We start from the raw sequence: 15,741 nt of genomic DNA, 5'->3' as shown, positions 1-15,741 counted from the left end.
CCAACCGATCACATTTTAGGGAAGCTTACAACTGAATTCTATGATGACAAACACTCCCCGCATTCTGATTCCCTGTGATTCAGACCTATATACGCAGGGGGAAGGATTTCAGATTTACACTTTTAAAAGTGGGATTATGGCAAAGAATGGCAAACCTAAACCCGTCCTGCTCTCCTCGTGACTGGTTCCCGGCTAGCAGGACAGGGTCGGTGATCCGAGGCAGCAAAAAATTCCTCCTATTTTGGTTCGTCGGCTACGCCGGTGATGAGGTGAATTCCATCTTTAATGGTAACGTTCAGACTTTTTCCTACCCATTGGGTTAGATCGATGCCCGCAACCTCGGTTCCACTCATACGTACACCTTCTTTCAGCACGGGCCCCTCCCGATAACGGAGGGGAACGCGGCAAACAAACTGGTCGGCCTCCTGGGTAAATAAATAAGGAAAACAAATGGTCATCGCAGTACGGGAAACCGTTTAGTCGGCCGCGGCCGAAAGCGGAAAAATCATGTCGTTTGGCACATTAGGCTTTAGTTGCCCTTTGGTGGAGCCTTTGAGGCATCGGGTGAGACGGACGCTTCACGATCCATATACCGGGGAACTTTCGGTACCCCGGCCGTCTTGGCCGCTTTCGTAGCTATTTTCTTGCTGGATTTTTGTTGATTAGCCATATTTGAGTCAATTCGTTATCGGATTTTGGTAATTACTGAGGTAGAGGCTGGGGTCCGAAGCCAAAGAATGACTTCCTGCGTGCTGGAAAAGGACCGCACGCTATCGCGAACTTTCGGCTTTACATGCCCCATGCGCCGATTCCATCAGCGTATATACCCGGCAGGTGACTGGCGATAAGCTTTCATCGGCAGGGCCGGCTGTGGGATGAACCTGTACCTGCAGCAGCTCTACGGCTCCCCCATCAGGTCGATCTTGGTCGGCCAACAACAAGTCTACCGAATGAAGCCCTACATGATCCATTCCGATCAATATTTGATTGTTCCGAAGCAATTGAGTGTTCATCAATTCACTGACGGCCCATTCTAAAAGCGCTTTCATACAGATTCGATCGTTCAAAGGTTTAATCATGTATTCCACTTATTGGGGCGGTCGGGAAAAGGTGTGTTCCCTACTGGATCGAATAGGTTTAAACTCCGGCCACTGTTTCTGGAGAGCTAAATAGATGTCAACGGTCTGACGGGGATCCAGGTTGACATACGAGTCCCATTGACGAATTGGTTGGCCGGCGACCACATAGGTTTCCACCGGACTACCTTCCATCCGTTCCTGCAGGATCAGGGTCTCACCGTAACCAAATCCTTCCAGGGAGGAAGCCAGCACATCGGCCTGCAGACGGTGTGAGGTCTGACGATTCGAATCGTCATAAACGAAAAAACGCACTTTAATATTCATGAGCTTAGAAGAAAGAGGGTGACTACAGATGCCGTGGAAGAATCAACCAGTGGGAATGAACAGCAGACGGTTGGAGACGCCGGTACGATTTAATTAGTTCTGCAGAGGGAACCTGATCCGGTCTCCATTCGGAGAAAATGTAAAGGTATAACGAGATTCCCGAAGGATTGTTTCACCCAAAAGGTCGCTTTCCAAACCGGTCAGCTCCACGCCACTGGTCCCGGCCAGGAAAATATATCCTTCTTTCAGGTAACTTATCGGTGATCCTGTTGTTAATCAATAGCCTACCTCACGTTCAACAGGTTCAGTCCCTTTCAGGTACCTGCGCCGAACGTTCACCAGATCTCACCTGACCAAATGGGTATAGGGAGCCCTCAACCGCAGGCCATCCGGTCGGCACTGCCTTCTGGAATTACTTTTAGTGTACCTTTCTACTTATCCCTAAATGCAATGGCATCTACTCGAAACAATGGCTTTCCGGCGTTTCTTAAAGCTTCTCAGATCATCCTTCTGAGAATTATCAAGGGTGAAATCTTTCGGCCGATGATTCTCAGGGATCAACTTAGCCTGCTCCATCCGACTCTTTCGCTTACCCTTATTCGAGCAGAATATCACCCGGGAAGGCCTGATTTCGGGAGGCCCGGTGGTCCGCTGAATAGCTCATCATAAAACGTTTTCCCTATGCATGCTTACGATAAGTTTCTACTGAGGAATAAAGCCTGGGTCGAAGAAAAACTGGAAGAGAATAAAGGCTATTTCGCCGCGCTTTCCAAAGGCCAGCGGCCCACCACACTCTGGATCGGCTGCTCCGACAGCCGGGTGGACTCCAATGAACTGTTAGGTACCCTACCGGGAGAATTATTTGTTCATCGGAATATTGCCAATCTGGTAGTTGTCTCCGATTTGAATGTGCTCAGTGTACTCCAGTACGCCGTTGACATCTTAAAGGTCCAGGATATTATCGTCTGTGGCCATTATGAATGCGGAGGTATTGCTGCCGCCATGGACGGCCAGCCGTTGGGGCTGATTGACCATTGGCTCCGGAATATCAGGAACATCCGGGAAAAATATGCCCTGGAACTGGATCAATTGAGCGATCCGCCGAAAAGGCTGGATCGGTTGGTAGAACTGAATGTGCAGGAGCAGGTGTATAATCTGATTCGCACTACCATCATCCGGGAAGCCTGGCAACGCGGCCAGATCATTAATCTGCATGGCTGGGTGTTCAATATCAGGACCGGATTTATCAAACCGATGGTCGAACTGGAAATTGGGAACGAGACCTTCGCTCAGCTTTATCATCAATTGCAGTCGGAAGAACTTCTTTCTTCCGCACCCAGCAAGGATATCCGAACCCTGAAAGGCTACGACGCCACCCGTTAATTTAATGGGTCCGGGCCATTTCAGGTCCCGGTCGGAAAGGGGTCCAACCCATCGGCCGTTGCGGCACTTCGGGGCGTATCTCTCTGCCGTTGTCCAGATGGTGAACTCGGCCGGGCGAGCAGTCGGCAGGATCGTTTATTTCCCTTCTAAGGGAAGCGAGAACCCGCCCGGGCCGGCTGCCTAGAATACGGTATATGATTTGGGGTGATCACTTGACGAAAATATAGTCAAAAGGTAAACGCTGCAATGAAACCAGACGAGCCCGGTCGTATTGATCCGGGCTTTGTTTTTTCCCGCTTTTATCTGAATTGAATGCTAAAAAATACCCGATAAGGAGCCGCCAGTGGCTTTGCAGTTGGGCCATAGGTGCCCTGAACGACTGACCGTCGAAGATTTCCAAGGGCAGGTCCAAATAAAATCCCTCGTCTTTGAAATGCACCCGGGTCAAGGCAAAACCCGACGCTTTCAGGTGATTGACATAGTCACAGGCCGCTTCGATGTCCTCATGACATACAACCAGGCACTTAGGCGTCTAGAGCCTTGTCGAAATGATAGGGGTGCACAAAACCAAGTGTATTGTCCGCCAGGCGGGCGGGCTGCCAGGTGGGGCCGCTGCCGAAAGGTTCTACGTGGAACCAGATGATTTCACCCTTTTGGACGTCACCCGTCTCTACGTGGGTAGAGTTGGCGGGATTCCGGACCCACTCTGTTTTCTGGTTTGCCTTGCAGGGAAAGTCGAAGGGGCCAGTATTGTCTGGATATGCCGTGTTCGTAAACATATTGTGGGTTCGTTACTTGTTAGTTTTTGTTAATTCAAGTGCCTTCCGGGATCAAATCTAAGCGCATTCAACGCCGTAGTATCCGCATTAGCCATCGTTTCTTCCATGTCCAAGTGTAACATAAACAGCAGAAAAGTGAGCCTGGCTAATGAAGTCCTTTCGCACCGAAGCAACTCGTTGATCGCTTGAGTTACGATTTGATTGACAAAGGGTTCCTGGGGGTGAGGGGTCATGGCGATGTGTTTGTAATGTGCCCGGTCCGCTAGAGCGTATCGGTATTGTTTTACCTCTCTTCGGTAGCTGAGCAGCTCCTGACAGATATAAGTACGTAGTAACTCGATATCCGATAATTGTTGGTAGTCTATGCTCATCTTTCTCAGAAGTTTGATTTTCAGACTAGCCTTCATCAGGGGATGGGTTTAACCGTGTTTTGCTTCTTACTCCTTGGGACCCTCTATAAATCCGGGTATTAAGTCTTTTCTGGAACCCGCTTGATTCTGCGTCAGGTAAAGGATGGTAGAAGGCTTTCCCCGTACGAAGTAAGGTTTTTTGTCCTTGTTTATCCTCTGCAGGGAATGCGCCAGGCGCTCTCTCAGCAAATCTTTTGTGCTTTTATACATGATCATTTCCTTTAGTGCTCAGGGAACTTGAAGGACAAAGGTCTGCCAGGTATCCTCAAATTCGGTCTGACTAATGAGAGTGATAAGGGGTTTTTCCTCCTGCATGAGTGGGTCAGGGGCGGTGTATTCTTTCGGTTGAAGAAAGCAGTCTCCCTGTTGCATTCCTTCAGAAGCGAAGCTTACCGTACCCTGCGAGTGAACGATGAGTTTCCGGGTCTCAAACCCTTCGTCATTGCGTTCAATATAGACCCTGCCTGGCCATAACGCATTATTGCCGTTCCAGTCCTGTAAGGTGTAATAGCTATAGGTCATACGAGGTTAGAGTGAGGTGACGGGATGTGGCGATGCCAGGCTAAGGTAAACAGAAGGTTCCTGTCCAGTAGCGCTCAGCAGAGCATGTTCGGTCGGAAAGACACTGGTGCTGGTTTGAACCTTATCCAGAATCTGCACCGGGCCGAAGGGATTGAAATGGCTATGAGGCTGAATCTCGTATTTAATCAAATCGACAAGCAGCGTGGACTGCTCGCCGGTTTTGCGGATAAACCGGGATTGAGGATCGATGCATAATTCAATGGATTTGATTTTTCCAGAGAAGTAAGGCACCGTTTGTAGCGTGTCGTTGCTCCAGTACGTGAGAGCGCGGTGGACAAATACATCCTCTCCAACCTGAAAAGGGATATTGACCGTATTGATGAGAACTTGCATGGTTTAATGAAAATGTGAAAATGGCGAAGGAATTATGCGGAAGAGCAGGTGGTGGCCCGAGCCAGGGCTTACTTAGCAGAACAGTTGCAGTTCTCAACCCCGGAGGTGATGGAAGCTGTAGTATGATAACACGCTGGGGAGTGATTAGTTCAGCCCCTGCAGAAGGGGCTGGTCCGCCATTCAGGATTGTTCAACCAAAAAACCGGCTTCCAGACCTACAAACCGCTCAGGAGGTCAGATGGAGCGTTTTTAATAAAAATATAAACATTTATTTATTTTTTCTGAACAAGTTTAGCAGTTTCTATGTAGTAAGTAGGGTACCAATCGGATAGGAACTTTCCTTCCTGCTTTTCTTCTCCCTTAAAACCTTCTCTTTGGTAACCCCTTTACGTCTTTCCTTTTGCAGGAACCAGCCCATCCTTTAAGGTAAGTCAGGTTTAGAAAAAACTGATAATCTGCAAAGCCGGCGCCAGATGGCGATTGTTTTTCTGGCGAATTCAATGAAGTTGGTTCATTCATCCACTCCCTATCATGCCGATCTCTAATGAGGATTTTCAGGTTCCCGATGAGCAGCTCATCCGGAAAGCGCTCGCGGTGATCGGCAGTAAATGGAGACTGTATATTATCCTGAGTCTGGACGAAAGAACCCTGCGGTATTCAGAATTGGGGGCCCTCTTGCCCCAAATCAGCCATAAGGTGCTCACCAGTGAGTTAAAAACACTGTTGAAACTGGGGGTGATGCAGCGTAAGATGTACGCTCAAGTGCCTCTGCGGGTGGACTACTCGCTCGCGAAAAGGGGTCGGCTTGCCTTACCCACGCTCAGGCAACTCCTGGAAGTAGGAAGATTATTTAACTAAGCGATTCTCATGCCACTAAAATTCATAAATACCGGACAGTCATCCTTCTTTCTGACCCTGCGTAAGCGGGTCGATGCCTATTTTAAGCAGAAGGGCCTTTCGCCCCACGCGAATGGTCCCATGTGGGCCAAGGCCCTTTTCTTTTTGACCGGTTACGGCCTGCTATACGGGTTGATTCTGTCCGGTCTGTTCAGCCTTTGGGCGATGCTGGCCCTGACGCTGCTGCTGGGGGCCTTTGCGGCTTTTATCGGCTTCAATGTCTCGCACGATGCGCTGCATGGGGCTTTTTCTTCCAGGAATTGGGTAAACCAGCTGTTAGGGTCTACTTTCTATCTGGTGGGGGCCAGTCCCTATGTCTGGAAAATTACCCATAACACCGTCCACCATACCTATACCAATATACCTGGTCATGATGAAGACATCGAGATTGCTCCGGGGCTTATTCGGCTGAATCCGGAGGAGGAACACCGGCCCTGGCAGCGGTATCAGCATCTGTACGGCTTTCCCCTCTATTCGCTATCTTCGCTTTCCTGGGTTTTCCGCAAAGATTATTTGAAGTTCTTCAAAAAGAAGATCGGGCAGCACGCCAATACCGACCATCCGCGCCGGGAGTACTTTACGCTGTTCTTCAGCAAAATAGCCTATTATTTCTTTTTTCTCCTGTTGCCTTATCTGGTGCTGGACATCACCTGGTGGCAGCTGGTCGTCGGGTTCCTGGGTATGCATCTGGCCGAAGGACTGGTGCTGGCGCTTGTTTTTCAGCTGGCTCATGTCGTAGAGGGCACGGCCTTTCCCCTCCCCTCCCAGGAGGGATCGATTCAGGAAGCCTGGGCCATTCATCAACTGGGTACGACGGCTAACTTTGCCCCCCGCAGTGCCATTGCCGCCTTCGTTTGCGGAGGCCTGAATCGACAGATCGAACACCACCTCTTTCCAAAAGTCTGCCATATTCATTACCCGGCTCTGGCCGTAATTGTCCGGCAAACGGCTCAGGAACACGGATTGCCTTATCTGGAAAACAAAAGCTTATTTTCAGCCCTCGGCTCGCACTACCGTCTGCTGAAAAAGCTGGGCAGGAAAGCCTGACTGTTCAAGAGGATTCCTGAGAAATCAGGAAGCGGCAGGTGGTTATTCCCGAAGTCCGGAAACCGGACTTTACTCGGGACGCGGTCGAAGATTTTCCCACTTCGTGAAACTTAAAATGCTTGATCGGACTTCAGGAAATTCACCGAACGAAGGCAATCCGTATGCAAAAGCAAAGGCCATCCCTGAAAGGAATGGCCTTAATATTTGATGGTAAAGAGCCCCCAGTCGGGATCGAACCAACGACCTACTGATTACAAGTCAGTATTACATCTGTTACTAACCTTTCCTTCTATTTACTGACATTTTACCAAATAGCTAAAAATAAGGACTTTCTACCCCAAAGTTTACTTTGTCTATTACTACTGTTTAGGAGGATTTACTAAATTCGTGTATCAAATTGTGTAGCAAAGTTTGATACACCCTGAATGAAACTACCCTCCGCCACTGCCTCTGTTGTCCTGGATACCCGCCGTGAAAAAGCCGATGGCTCCTACCCCCTTAAGCTTCGGATCACCTACCAGCGTCTTCGCAAATACTACAGCATCGGTATGGATCTAACCGAGACTACCTGGAAAGACGTGGAGGATAAAGCAAAAACCCGGCGTGACCTTCGGGAGGTCAGAGAACGCATCACCGATTTTGAAAAGCGAGCAGAAAGGGTAATCAAGGCCATGGAGACATTTTCATTCAATGGCTTTGAAGGTCTATACTTTCGAAGTGAAAAGGAAGATGCCAGACAGGCGGCCCTGCGCAATGACCTTGCCCATGCGTTTACTACCCACATCAAGAACTTGGATGCCGAGGGTCGGCGGGCTACAGCTGAGTCATACGGAAATGCTCTTTCCTCACTGACCTCCTACCGCAAACGCCTGAAGCTGTCGGAAATCACAGTCGATTTTCTGAAGGGCTACGAAAAGCACATGATTCTGGAAGGCAGGTCGGCAACCACAATCGGCATTTACCTTCGTGCTTTAAGGGCCATTATCAATCAGGCTATCGATCAAGGGGTTTTAACTCCCAAACAATACCCCTTTGGAAAGAACCGGTACCAGATTCCAGGAGGGAGAAACATCAAAAAGGCTTTATCACTGGCCGAGGTGGAGAAGCTATTCCACTACCCTGCCCTTCCCGGTAGCCCGGAAGCCAAAGCCCGAGACTTCTGGGTGTTTTCCTATCTGTGCAATGGCATTAACCTTAAAGATATTTGCCGGTTGAAATGGAAAGACATTGACGAGGACCGGATCGTATTTATTAGGGCCAAAACAGCCCGCAGCACCAAGGGCAAACAAAAGGCGATAGTTGCCATTTTAATCGATCCAGCGAGAGAAATAATCGAGAAGTGGGGTACCAGGGAGAAAGATCCTGAAAGCTACGTATTCCCAATCCTTTCTCCGGGAATAACTCCAAAGCGGGAAAGAGAGTTGATTCAATACATGAATAAATACCTAAATAAATACATGAAGCGGATTGCCACTTCGCTAGGTATTGAGAAGCCGGTGACTACCTATTACGCCCGGCATAGCTTTGCCACTATTATGAAGCGTTCAGGGGCTCCTATTGAATTCATTTCTGAGAGCCTTGGGCACAATGACCTTAAAACAACCGACAACTATCTCGATAGCTTTGAGGACGATACGAAACGAGAGTACGCCAAGGCGTTATTAAATTTCAGGTAATTTAATTTAGTAAAACCGTATATAGATTTTTTCTATATTATATCAATTATCATAGATTTTTATTATACTTACAATCAGAAGACACCACTTGTCATAAGGTGAGTTCGCCACTTCTGGTGCATGAATTTCAGGTAAGCCCACTCATTTATATATGGCGACCTACTGATGCCTCCATGAAGCCGAAAACAACTATGGGAGACAAGCCGGGCTCAAAAAGGCGGACTTGCAGACCGTTTATTTGCTCTGCTATTTTCTTTCAACCTATCATGTTTCCGGATCAAAAATTACTCTTGGATTTTGATGAGCGACTTTCACGGATGGAAAGTCTACTCACCCAAATTGCTTCTCAGCAAGGTAATCCTCGTGGCACTATTGCCTCCGGCGATAGGATTGGTGGGATTGAACTTGCTCAAGAGATAACTGGCAAGGCAGCAAGCACAATATATAATTTAGTGAGTGCCAGAAAAATCCCCTTTAGCAAACAGTGTGGAAAGCTTTATTTTTCTGAATCATCCCTTCTGGATTGGATAAAGAAGGGAAGCAAGAATACTGGCTTAGACATTTCCTGCGAGGTAGATTCCTATTTAGGGAAAGGGCGCAGAGGAAGGCCTAGAATGGTATAAGCCTGATCCTTTATTTCCTACTAATATTTCCTACTAAAAACCATTCAGGAAAGTAGAGGAACTGTCTAGAGGCTTCAGACTGCCTAGGAGCCACTCACTGACTTGTTTTATGTCTGGGTGGAAGGTAAGGGTTACTTTCTGGCTCTCTCCCTGGACACTTCGGCCATGCCTCACCCAATTAGCAAAATGCTCTCCGATCATGGAGTCGATACCGAAGCTTTTCTTTACCTCTTCTTCCGTCAATTCCCTTGCATCAATAAAAACGGGGTGGTGCGTGACCACCGTGACCACCCCGCGAAAAATCTTGCATTTATGCCTGACTTTCATAACGATACACAGGAACCGCCCATTTTCGGCATGTCGGACGAAGATTTAGGGAATATCCCCAACTTCGATTTTACTAGCGAGGCGTGGGAACAAAACGGCAAAGAGAAAACTGGCCAGGGTACCGACTATGAAGCCCTCCGAAAAGCGTTTCGGGTATCGCCCGACGAAAACTTGCCACCTGATCAGGTCTGCCTTAGTATTCAGCACAACGACCAGACCAGCGCCTTTGGGACCTTGGGTAACTTTTCAGCCGTGATCGGAAAGACAAAGGCCCGCAAAACCTTCTCTATCTCTGCAACGGTTGCTGCCGCTTTATGTTGTGGAAAGGTCCTTCGCTTTGTCGGATCATTCCCAGTTGAGAAAAGGGTGGTATTACATTTGGACTTAGAGCAGTCTCGTTACCATGTTCTTCGGGTAGTCAAACGGATCTGCCGATTGGCTGGTCAAGAGATGCCGGAAAACCTCCACGTTTTTTCCCTCCGTTCGCTTAATACCGAACAACGTCTGGCACTTGCCAAATGGCTGATCTACAACACCCCTAACCTCGGTCTTGTAGTCATTGACGGCATCCGGGACTTGGTCGTGGACATCAACGACAACACCGAATCAACCGCCCGAGTCGATGACCTGCTTCGGTGGACATATGATCTGAATATTCATCTCATGGTCATCATTCACCAGAATAAGGGAAACGATATGATTCGGGGGGTTCTCGGTACCGAGATCCAAAACAAATCTGAAACGGTCGTGTCCGTCTCCCTCGATCCCAAGGACAAATCCATTTCCATCGTGAAGCCAGAATATTGTCGGGATAGGGATTTTGAAGAGTTCGCTTTCCGGGTTAACGACTACGGACTACCGGAGCTGGTGGAGGATTGGGAGCCGGATCAAAAAGGAGCGGGCAAAAAAGCCAGTGGAGGCAATGAGGAGCCAAAAGCACCGAGGTCCTTTGGTCCTTCCAATCTGGAGCAACCTATCCATCAACAAATTGTCAGGAAGGCTTTTCAAGAGGTTGAACCGGGCAAACACGCAGCTACCAAGTTTCGCATCAAAGAGGCAGCGGCCTACTATGGGTACACCTTCGGGGACAACAAGGCCATCGAGTTTCTGACCTATTACCTGGACTGCGGGATGATCCGTAAGGAAGGCCAGATCTACCACCTCAACCTACCTCCGCAAGGTGATCAGGTTGATCCCACCCCTGCCGAAAGTACTTTACTTTAACTGCTTTAACACCCCCCTATAAGGGGGGGGGTGATTAAAGTAATTAAAGCACTTTAAAGTGGGGCTGTCCAAAGTACTTTAAAGTAGTTCAGTTCACTTAAAGCACTTGCCAGAACTATGGAGGCTAACACCCCTCTGCTGGACCTGCCCATCAGCTTTTTCGAGTTCGACCACCATCGCAACACCTTCGCCAACGCGCCTGCCCAGCAGACCACGCTACGGCGGATCGTGACCACCCGGTACTACCGCTCGACCATCGAAGCCATCCGGGCGGAGGTGGACCCGGCGAAACAGGATGAGATGAAGAAGCAGCTGCCGGCCATCTCTCCGGTGGCGCTTTTGAACCACCGCAAGCGGGACACCACCTTTGCCGAGAAGATCATCCGGCAGCACCCGCTGTTGATGGGCGATATCGACGTAAAAGATAACTTAGGTGTCGAAATGGCCCGGCTGAAGTACCACCTGTGCCGATTGCCTTACCTGCTGCTCTGCGCCTACTCGGTCCGTGGAGGATTGTGGTTTGTCATCCGGCTGCCGGAGCAGCAGACCCCCGACACGCTGGCCGCTCACTTCCGCTACCTGCAGAAGCTCTTTGGCGAGCGGTTCGGCATTCACCTCGACCCGACCAAGGGCGGCAATCCGACACACCTGCGGTTTGTCTCCTACGACGGCGAGCCCTACCTAAATGAGTGCCCGGCCGTCATGTCGGGGACCTACACTCCTCCCCCGCCTAAACCCATCTATACTCGAACTGCTAGGCAGACGGATGACAACCAGATTCTAAGCTGGGTGGTCCGGCTTGTGCAAAAGGCCGGACCTGGGGACCGTCATAGCTTGCTGCTGAAGGCGGCCCGGCTCGCTGGGGGCTACATCGGCGCCGGTAGGCTGGATGAGGAGACGGCCATCTACGGACTGGAAACCATCGCCAGCAAATGGCCCATGTTTGCCAAGTCCCAAAACACCATCCGTGACGGCATTCGCTATGGCATTGCAGCGCCGATCTACGCCGAATCCTACGAGCGTCCGTTAGAAGTCAGGTTTCGGCCGGAACCTGTTAAGGTGGTCCGTCCCCAAGTTCAACCCGAGCAAAGGACAGATGAGGTTAAAACACCCTCCCCTAAGCCTCAACCCGAGCAGAGTCAACGACAAACCCACCTGAAGGCCCTTGAAAACCTGAAGGAAGCCCTTGGACTTGAAATCATTTCAGTAAAACCCTTAGTGGAGGAGAAGCCGCTGCTGAAGAGCGATATTTGGAACGTCACCGGGTTGGAAGAGTTCTTTGCCGCAAGGCCCCTGCATAACGGCCCAGTTTACCTTGATGGTCATAGCCTGATTACCGACCTTGGACAGTTTGTCGACGCGCACATGCGCTTTATACGGGCCAACAACGGCCGCAAAGCCTTCCGGCCCTATTACGACCGCCTGCAACTGGTCAGGAGGATACTGGAGAAGGAACCCAACGGCTACCCGAAAGAATGGGACGAGCCGGCAGAAGGCCAGCAATACCGGAAGGTCGAAAGTCTAAACGCCAAAGAGTACACCCAACGATTCAACACAAACCCCGGCCAGGTATTCCGGCTGCAACAAGTCTAAATCACAATTCCCATGATCACTCATCAAACCACGCACCCCTTGCTCACCGAAGCCTTTAACGGATTCCGTCCGGCGGCTGAAGCCCTGGGCTTTCACCACCTCGAGCAACGACGCACTCCCCTGTCCGGTGAGGTGGTCTTTTTTCGGGGCAGTGCCGAGGTCGATCACTTTGTGCTGATCTCTTCGGACCGCTCCGGCTTTCGCTCGGTCGACATCTTCGAGTACAGCAAGACCTTTGCCCACCCGCCGACCGGCAATCAGGTCGACACCATCCACCGGCGTTGCCTGTTTTCGGGCCGTATCTGGCCACAGGACGAGGCCGGCTTTCAAACCATCCTCCGTAGCACCCTCTGCGACTAGAGCGCCCTTTTCCCTTGTATTTTATTCTAAAAATAGAATCCGATGGCCTTTAAGAAAGGAAAACCAAAGACCGGGGGCAGAAAGCCCGGCACCCCCAACAAAAAGACACCCCTCATCAAGCAGCGGCTGGTCGAGCTGACCGAAGAGATGTTCGATACCTTCCGGGAGAACATGGAACGCCTCAAGCCCGAAGACCAGGTATCAGCCTACCTGAAGGTGTTGGAGTACGTCGTCGCCAAGCAGAGGGAAACGAAGATTGATGTCTCTACCCTGAGCGATGAGGAGGTGGAGGAACTACTCAACAAAGCCTTAAAGAAGATCGAAGAACCATGAAGAACGATGCCAACCACCGCCGGGAGCTACTGGCCCGGCTGCTAAACGGCGACGGGATAGCCCGCCGTCAGCTGCAGAAGCAACACCCCACCCGATCCGCCTTTGCCGACTGGTCGGATGAAGAGTTGAACCAGTTTGTCTACGAGCACAATGATTTCACCCCGGAGCTAAAGCAGCGACTCTACACCGACACGCCTTACCCTCATTATGACTTTGAAAAGCTAACCGGTGAGGAGCTGCGGGAGATCATTCTGGGCAAGGAAAACACAACGGACGGCCGATCATGAAACGAAGCGAGAAACTACACCTACTGGCCCGGCTGCTGGAGGGCCGCCTGGACAGAGAAACCCTAAGGAGGTATCTACAGCCCCGGCCGCTGAAGGCCTCGGGCGTGGTGATCACCCTCCACCACGAGCCGCAGCCGACCGACGAGGTAGCCGCCTTGCTCCATCTGGCGGCCGGCCGAACCCTTCAGCAGCAGATGACCCTGGAGCAGTTTGAGCGGCTGGAAACGGAAATGACCCTGTTTATTCTCCCCCATAACCACCGGTAAAAATGCGAAAACCAATCAACCTGAACAGCGCCCAGAAACGGGCTATCTTAAGCGATCTCATGCAGGGGAATACCGAACCTCTGCTGAAGCTAAAGAAGCAGACCATGGAGCCGTATTGCCTCCTCTTCGAGGCCTGCGTCTATCCACCAGAAGATCGGGTGAATCCCGAAGAGCGATGGCCGGACGATCCGGTCCGGGAGATCGAGGTAACATTCTGCTACCACGGGCAGGATAAAAACGAAACGGTCCGATATGCTGACCGCACCTACCGGGAAGTCATCGACTTACGGGAAGAACTGCAGCAGAGATATTTTGGTGCGGCATTTATTAATCTGCTATTGTCCAAAGTAGTCGAGTCAAAACCTTTATTGTAACCTAATGCTAGAATGCTTACTTTCTGGCATCAATTGGCAATTATTGAAGTGGTATCTTACCACAATAGAAGTATAAAAATCTTTTAGCCTCTGGGTTGCACATCTAAATCCGGAGTGTGAAAAAACCAATCCTGATCCCAATTTTCACAACCAGTAATATTGGTTAGGGTAGGATCAAAAATTTCCATGAACGGAATACCCACATCCCTCCGAAATATGTGCAAGTCCCAGATACGGGGATGCCATACTCCATTGAATCCAACAGGAAGTGGCGGCTCTTCCATTTCAGCCCTTCCGCGAGGAACATCCTCGTCAGCAGGTGGGGGAGTGACAAGAAAGCCCCCATTTGCCGGATGCCAACCGGCCTCATGGATAAACCACGCTTCCCAGGGAATTGGACTAACAGCTGGGTGGGAATCTAAACCATGGTGATCCTGACCGTAACCCCATCCTACTAATCTGAAGGTTCCGTCATTTCGTTTGAGATAAAATAGCAATTGGGGTTCCATCAAAGCAATGGGGCCAGACACCTGTGGCCTTACGTAAGCAACACCCATTCCACGTAAACACCGATCAAGGTGGGTGGGTACAGCTGGAATCATCAGCGGATCTGAAGGCCCATCAAATCGTTGGAGTATACTTTCCTGAATGGCTAACAATGCCTCATTAGTTTGTTCAGAGGTAAATCCTCCGATTCGAAAGGATTGACGGGGGCTGTTTGTTAACAACAGCCAATTATCAGCGGATTGTTGTATATCTACAAACCATTGAAAAAAAACTAGTTGGGTGTCTCTGAAATCACCAGGAAAAGGCGGGATAAAAGAATAAGTTCTAGTGGTAGAATCCTGTGGATCACCTGACTGTCGTTGAACTTCAAACGTTCGAACCTCTTGAAGGCCGTCCCAAGGTCGGTGACGACTTATCATAACAGTTACTTTTGTTTCTGCGGTTACAGGAACATCTTTTAATTCTGCATAGAGGATTTTCGTTGCATTTATAGGGCCGATCCAGGGGGGATTGGGAGCATCTGGCTCGCCTGGAATGAATGCTTTTAGGCTTGGATATTTAGTTCCATCATTTTTGCAAGCTTTTAACAACGGAAACAGAAAGCCACTAACTGTCATCGATGTTAGAAAAGTCCGTCTTGGGATGCATACCGTAGTGTCATCTCCTGACAATAAAGTGGGTGAAACTTCTTTCCAAGAAAGGTCTCCACTAATGGAATAGGAATACTTACATCGCTCAACCCTTCTTTGAAGGTACTGTTGGTTTAGGCGCCTTCTGATGGCAGGAATTATATTGAATTCATTGAATTGTTGGATCCGATCTGTTTCAAAGTGGTTGGTTTCCATGTGAGGTGAATGTTTTGTATGATCCTAAACATAAAGCTCCAAACCACTTGAATCAATCCCCAAAAATGGGGAGTCCAAATAGGCGACTATGGACAAAGCACTCAATCCGGGCGATTTGGTATTATCTAACCTCGGCCTTTTACCTTACACTATTCGACGCTTCTATAACGAAAGAGTGAGGCATATAAAAACGTCTCTTCCTTTATACCCTAATTGATGTTAAGGCAGTAGTACAGGGGTTTATTGAACTTCGATTAGCCAAGGAAAGTAGCATGACTGATAAATAACATGCTCCGTTTTTACGGTGGGGTTTTAGCAAAGGGCCGGGTCATAGGTCCGGCTCCTTTCTTTAGCCTTCGCTTTGGAGAACATAGATTGCTCGCCTAACAAACCTGCTTGCCGGTTAATAAACCGTTTTTCCTCCAACCGGAATTGTTTGTCTATCTTCATTTCCACTGATTTGTAGTGGCTCGTAAGAATGGGAATGGCTCT

The 15,741-nt window shown here is 49.6% G+C and carries 19 protein-coding genes; 12 read left to right on the top strand and 7 right to left on the bottom strand.

What is annotated here, in order from left to right:
* Positions 1-770 precede the first annotated feature (770 nt).
* Both DX909_RS29100 and DX909_RS29095 read right to left on the bottom strand, forming a co-directional pair.
* Positions 771-1,049 (bottom strand): hypothetical protein, encoded by a 279-nt coding sequence (locus tag DX909_RS29100; RefSeq protein ID WP_128548817.1) that lies wholly within the window; start codon positions 1,047-1,049, stop codon positions 771-773.
* Positions 1,050-1,088: 39 nt separating this feature from the next.
* The gene (locus tag DX909_RS29095) at positions 1,089-1,403 is read right to left on the bottom strand and encodes a hypothetical protein (protein WP_128548815.1); all 315 of its coding nucleotides are present in this window, start codon (positions 1,401-1,403) and stop codon (positions 1,089-1,091) included.
* Between the two features lie 681 nt (positions 1,404-2,084).
* On the opposite strand from DX909_RS29095, the gene DX909_RS29090 reads away from it, so the two are divergent.
* Positions 2,085-2,786, top strand: a complete 702-nt coding sequence (locus DX909_RS29090; RefSeq protein ID WP_128548814.1) for a carbonic anhydrase — start codon at positions 2,085-2,087, stop codon at positions 2,784-2,786.
* Between the two features lie 524 nt (positions 2,787-3,310).
* On the opposite strand, the gene DX909_RS29085 is transcribed toward DX909_RS29090, so the two are convergent.
* The 3 genes from DX909_RS29085 to DX909_RS29070 all read right to left on the bottom strand — a co-directional run bounded on the left by DX909_RS29085 (position 3,311) and on the right by DX909_RS29070 (position 4,890).
* Positions 3,311-3,565 carry a hypothetical protein gene (locus DX909_RS29085; RefSeq protein ID WP_128548812.1) on the bottom strand — a complete coding sequence of 85 codons (255 nt, stop codon included), beginning with the start codon at positions 3,563-3,565 and terminating at the stop codon, positions 3,311-3,313.
* Between the two features lie 638 nt (positions 3,566-4,203).
* On the bottom strand, positions 4,204-4,497 hold the full coding sequence (locus DX909_RS29075) for a DUF6881 domain-containing protein (RefSeq protein WP_128548810.1): 294 nt from the start codon (positions 4,495-4,497) through the stop codon (positions 4,204-4,206).
* Positions 4,498-4,503: 6 nt separating this feature from the next.
* Positions 4,504-4,890 (bottom strand): hypothetical protein, encoded by a 387-nt coding sequence (locus DX909_RS29070; RefSeq protein WP_128548809.1) that lies wholly within the window; start codon positions 4,888-4,890, stop codon positions 4,504-4,506.
* A gap of 531 nt (positions 4,891-5,421) precedes the next feature.
* On the opposite strand from DX909_RS29070, the gene DX909_RS29065 reads away from it, so the two are divergent.
* The 11 genes from DX909_RS29065 (at position 5,422) to DX909_RS29015 (ending at position 13,897) form a co-directional block, all read left to right on the top strand.
* A complete protein-coding gene (locus DX909_RS29065; RefSeq protein WP_128548807.1) occupies positions 5,422-5,748 on the top strand; it encodes a winged helix-turn-helix transcriptional regulator in 327 nt (108 codons plus the stop codon).
* Positions 5,749-5,751: 3 nt separating this feature from the next.
* Entirely contained in the window at positions 5,752-6,834 is a 1,083-nt protein-coding gene (locus tag DX909_RS29060; protein ID WP_229311239.1) for a fatty acid desaturase family protein, read from the top strand.
* A gap of 425 nt (positions 6,835-7,259) precedes the next feature.
* On the top strand, positions 7,260-8,510 hold the full coding sequence (locus tag DX909_RS29055) for a site-specific integrase (protein ID WP_128548805.1): 1,251 nt from the start codon (positions 7,260-7,262) through the stop codon (positions 8,508-8,510).
* A gap of 173 nt (positions 8,511-8,683) precedes the next feature.
* A complete protein-coding gene (locus tag DX909_RS29050; RefSeq protein ID WP_128548804.1) occupies positions 8,684-9,133 on the top strand; it encodes a helix-turn-helix domain-containing protein in 450 nt (149 codons plus the stop codon).
* A gap of 102 nt (positions 9,134-9,235) precedes the next feature.
* A complete protein-coding gene (locus tag DX909_RS29045; protein ID WP_128548803.1) occupies positions 9,236-10,684 on the top strand; it encodes an AAA family ATPase in 1,449 nt (482 codons plus the stop codon).
* 117 nt (positions 10,685-10,801) lie between these two features.
* Positions 10,802-12,277, top strand: a complete 1,476-nt coding sequence (locus DX909_RS29040) for a DUF6965 family protein (RefSeq protein WP_128548802.1) — start codon at positions 10,802-10,804, stop codon at positions 12,275-12,277.
* Positions 12,278-12,289: 12 nt separating this feature from the next.
* Entirely contained in the window at positions 12,290-12,637 is a 348-nt protein-coding gene (locus DX909_RS29035) for a hypothetical protein (RefSeq protein WP_128548800.1), read from the top strand.
* Between the two features lie 42 nt (positions 12,638-12,679).
* Positions 12,680-12,970, top strand: coding sequence for a hypothetical protein (locus DX909_RS29030; RefSeq protein WP_128548798.1), 291 nt, complete (start codon positions 12,680-12,682; stop codon positions 12,968-12,970).
* Entirely contained in the window at positions 12,967-13,257 is a 291-nt protein-coding gene (locus DX909_RS29025) for a hypothetical protein (RefSeq protein ID WP_128548796.1), read from the top strand. The genes DX909_RS29030 and DX909_RS29025 overlap by 4 nt, the downstream gene beginning before the upstream one ends.
* Positions 13,254-13,523, top strand: coding sequence for a hypothetical protein (locus DX909_RS29020; protein WP_128548795.1), 270 nt, complete (start codon positions 13,254-13,256; stop codon positions 13,521-13,523). The genes DX909_RS29025 and DX909_RS29020 overlap by 4 nt, the downstream gene beginning before the upstream one ends.
* Positions 13,524-13,525: 2 nt before the next feature.
* Positions 13,526-13,897 (top strand): hypothetical protein, encoded by a 372-nt coding sequence (locus tag DX909_RS29015; RefSeq protein WP_128548794.1) that lies wholly within the window; start codon positions 13,526-13,528, stop codon positions 13,895-13,897.
* 83 nt (positions 13,898-13,980) lie between these two features.
* Here the strand turns inward: DX909_RS29015 and DX909_RS29010 are convergent, their stop codons facing one another.
* A complete protein-coding gene (locus DX909_RS29010; RefSeq protein ID WP_128548792.1) occupies positions 13,981-15,249 on the bottom strand; it encodes a hypothetical protein in 1,269 nt (422 codons plus the stop codon).
* 312 nt (positions 15,250-15,561) lie between these two features.
* Positions 15,562-15,741 (bottom strand): hypothetical protein (locus DX909_RS29825; RefSeq protein WP_206513079.1); only part of this gene is annotated, 180 nt, incomplete at its 5' end.

This window comes from Larkinella soli, assembly GCF_003703975.1.
Classification (GTDB): Bacteria; Bacteroidota; Bacteroidia; order Cytophagales; family Spirosomataceae; genus Larkinella; species Larkinella soli.
This window is presented reverse-complemented; position numbering and strand designations above follow the sequence as displayed.

Excerpts from the sequence above, each read along its gene's own strand:
- DX909_RS29100 (WP_128548817.1), bottom strand. The coding sequence starts at position 1,049 with ATGAAAGCGCTTTTAGAATGGGCCGTCAGTGAATTGATGAACACTCAA.
- DX909_RS29095 (WP_128548815.1), bottom strand. The coding sequence starts at position 1,403 with ATGAATATTAAAGTGCGTTTTTTCGTTTATGACGATTCGAATCGTCAG.
- DX909_RS29090 (WP_128548814.1), top strand. The coding sequence starts at position 2,085 with ATGCATGCTTACGATAAGTTTCTACTGAGGAATAAAGCCTGGGTCGAA.
- DX909_RS29085 (WP_128548812.1), bottom strand. The coding sequence starts at position 3,565 with ATGTTTACGAACACGGCATATCCAGACAATACTGGCCCCTTCGACTTT.
- DX909_RS29075 (WP_128548810.1), bottom strand. The coding sequence starts at position 4,497 with ATGACCTATAGCTATTACACCTTACAGGACTGGAACGGCAATAATGCG.
- DX909_RS29070 (WP_128548809.1), bottom strand. The coding sequence starts at position 4,890 with ATGCAAGTTCTCATCAATACGGTCAATATCCCTTTTCAGGTTGGAGAG.
- DX909_RS29065 (WP_128548807.1), top strand. The coding sequence starts at position 5,422 with ATGCCGATCTCTAATGAGGATTTTCAGGTTCCCGATGAGCAGCTCATC.
- DX909_RS29055 (WP_128548805.1), top strand. The coding sequence starts at position 7,260 with ATGAAACTACCCTCCGCCACTGCCTCTGTTGTCCTGGATACCCGCCGT.
- DX909_RS29050 (WP_128548804.1), top strand. The coding sequence starts at position 8,684 with ATGAAGCCGAAAACAACTATGGGAGACAAGCCGGGCTCAAAAAGGCGG.
- DX909_RS29040 (WP_128548802.1), top strand. The coding sequence starts at position 10,802 with ATGGAGGCTAACACCCCTCTGCTGGACCTGCCCATCAGCTTTTTCGAG.
- DX909_RS29035 (WP_128548800.1), top strand. The coding sequence starts at position 12,290 with ATGATCACTCATCAAACCACGCACCCCTTGCTCACCGAAGCCTTTAAC.
- DX909_RS29030 (WP_128548798.1), top strand. The coding sequence starts at position 12,680 with ATGGCCTTTAAGAAAGGAAAACCAAAGACCGGGGGCAGAAAGCCCGGC.
- DX909_RS29025 (WP_128548796.1), top strand. The coding sequence starts at position 12,967 with ATGAAGAACGATGCCAACCACCGCCGGGAGCTACTGGCCCGGCTGCTA.
- DX909_RS29020 (WP_128548795.1), top strand. The coding sequence starts at position 13,254 with ATGAAACGAAGCGAGAAACTACACCTACTGGCCCGGCTGCTGGAGGGC.
- DX909_RS29015 (WP_128548794.1), top strand. The coding sequence starts at position 13,526 with ATGCGAAAACCAATCAACCTGAACAGCGCCCAGAAACGGGCTATCTTA.
- DX909_RS29010 (WP_128548792.1), bottom strand. The coding sequence starts at position 15,249 with ATGGAAACCAACCACTTTGAAACAGATCGGATCCAACAATTCAATGAA.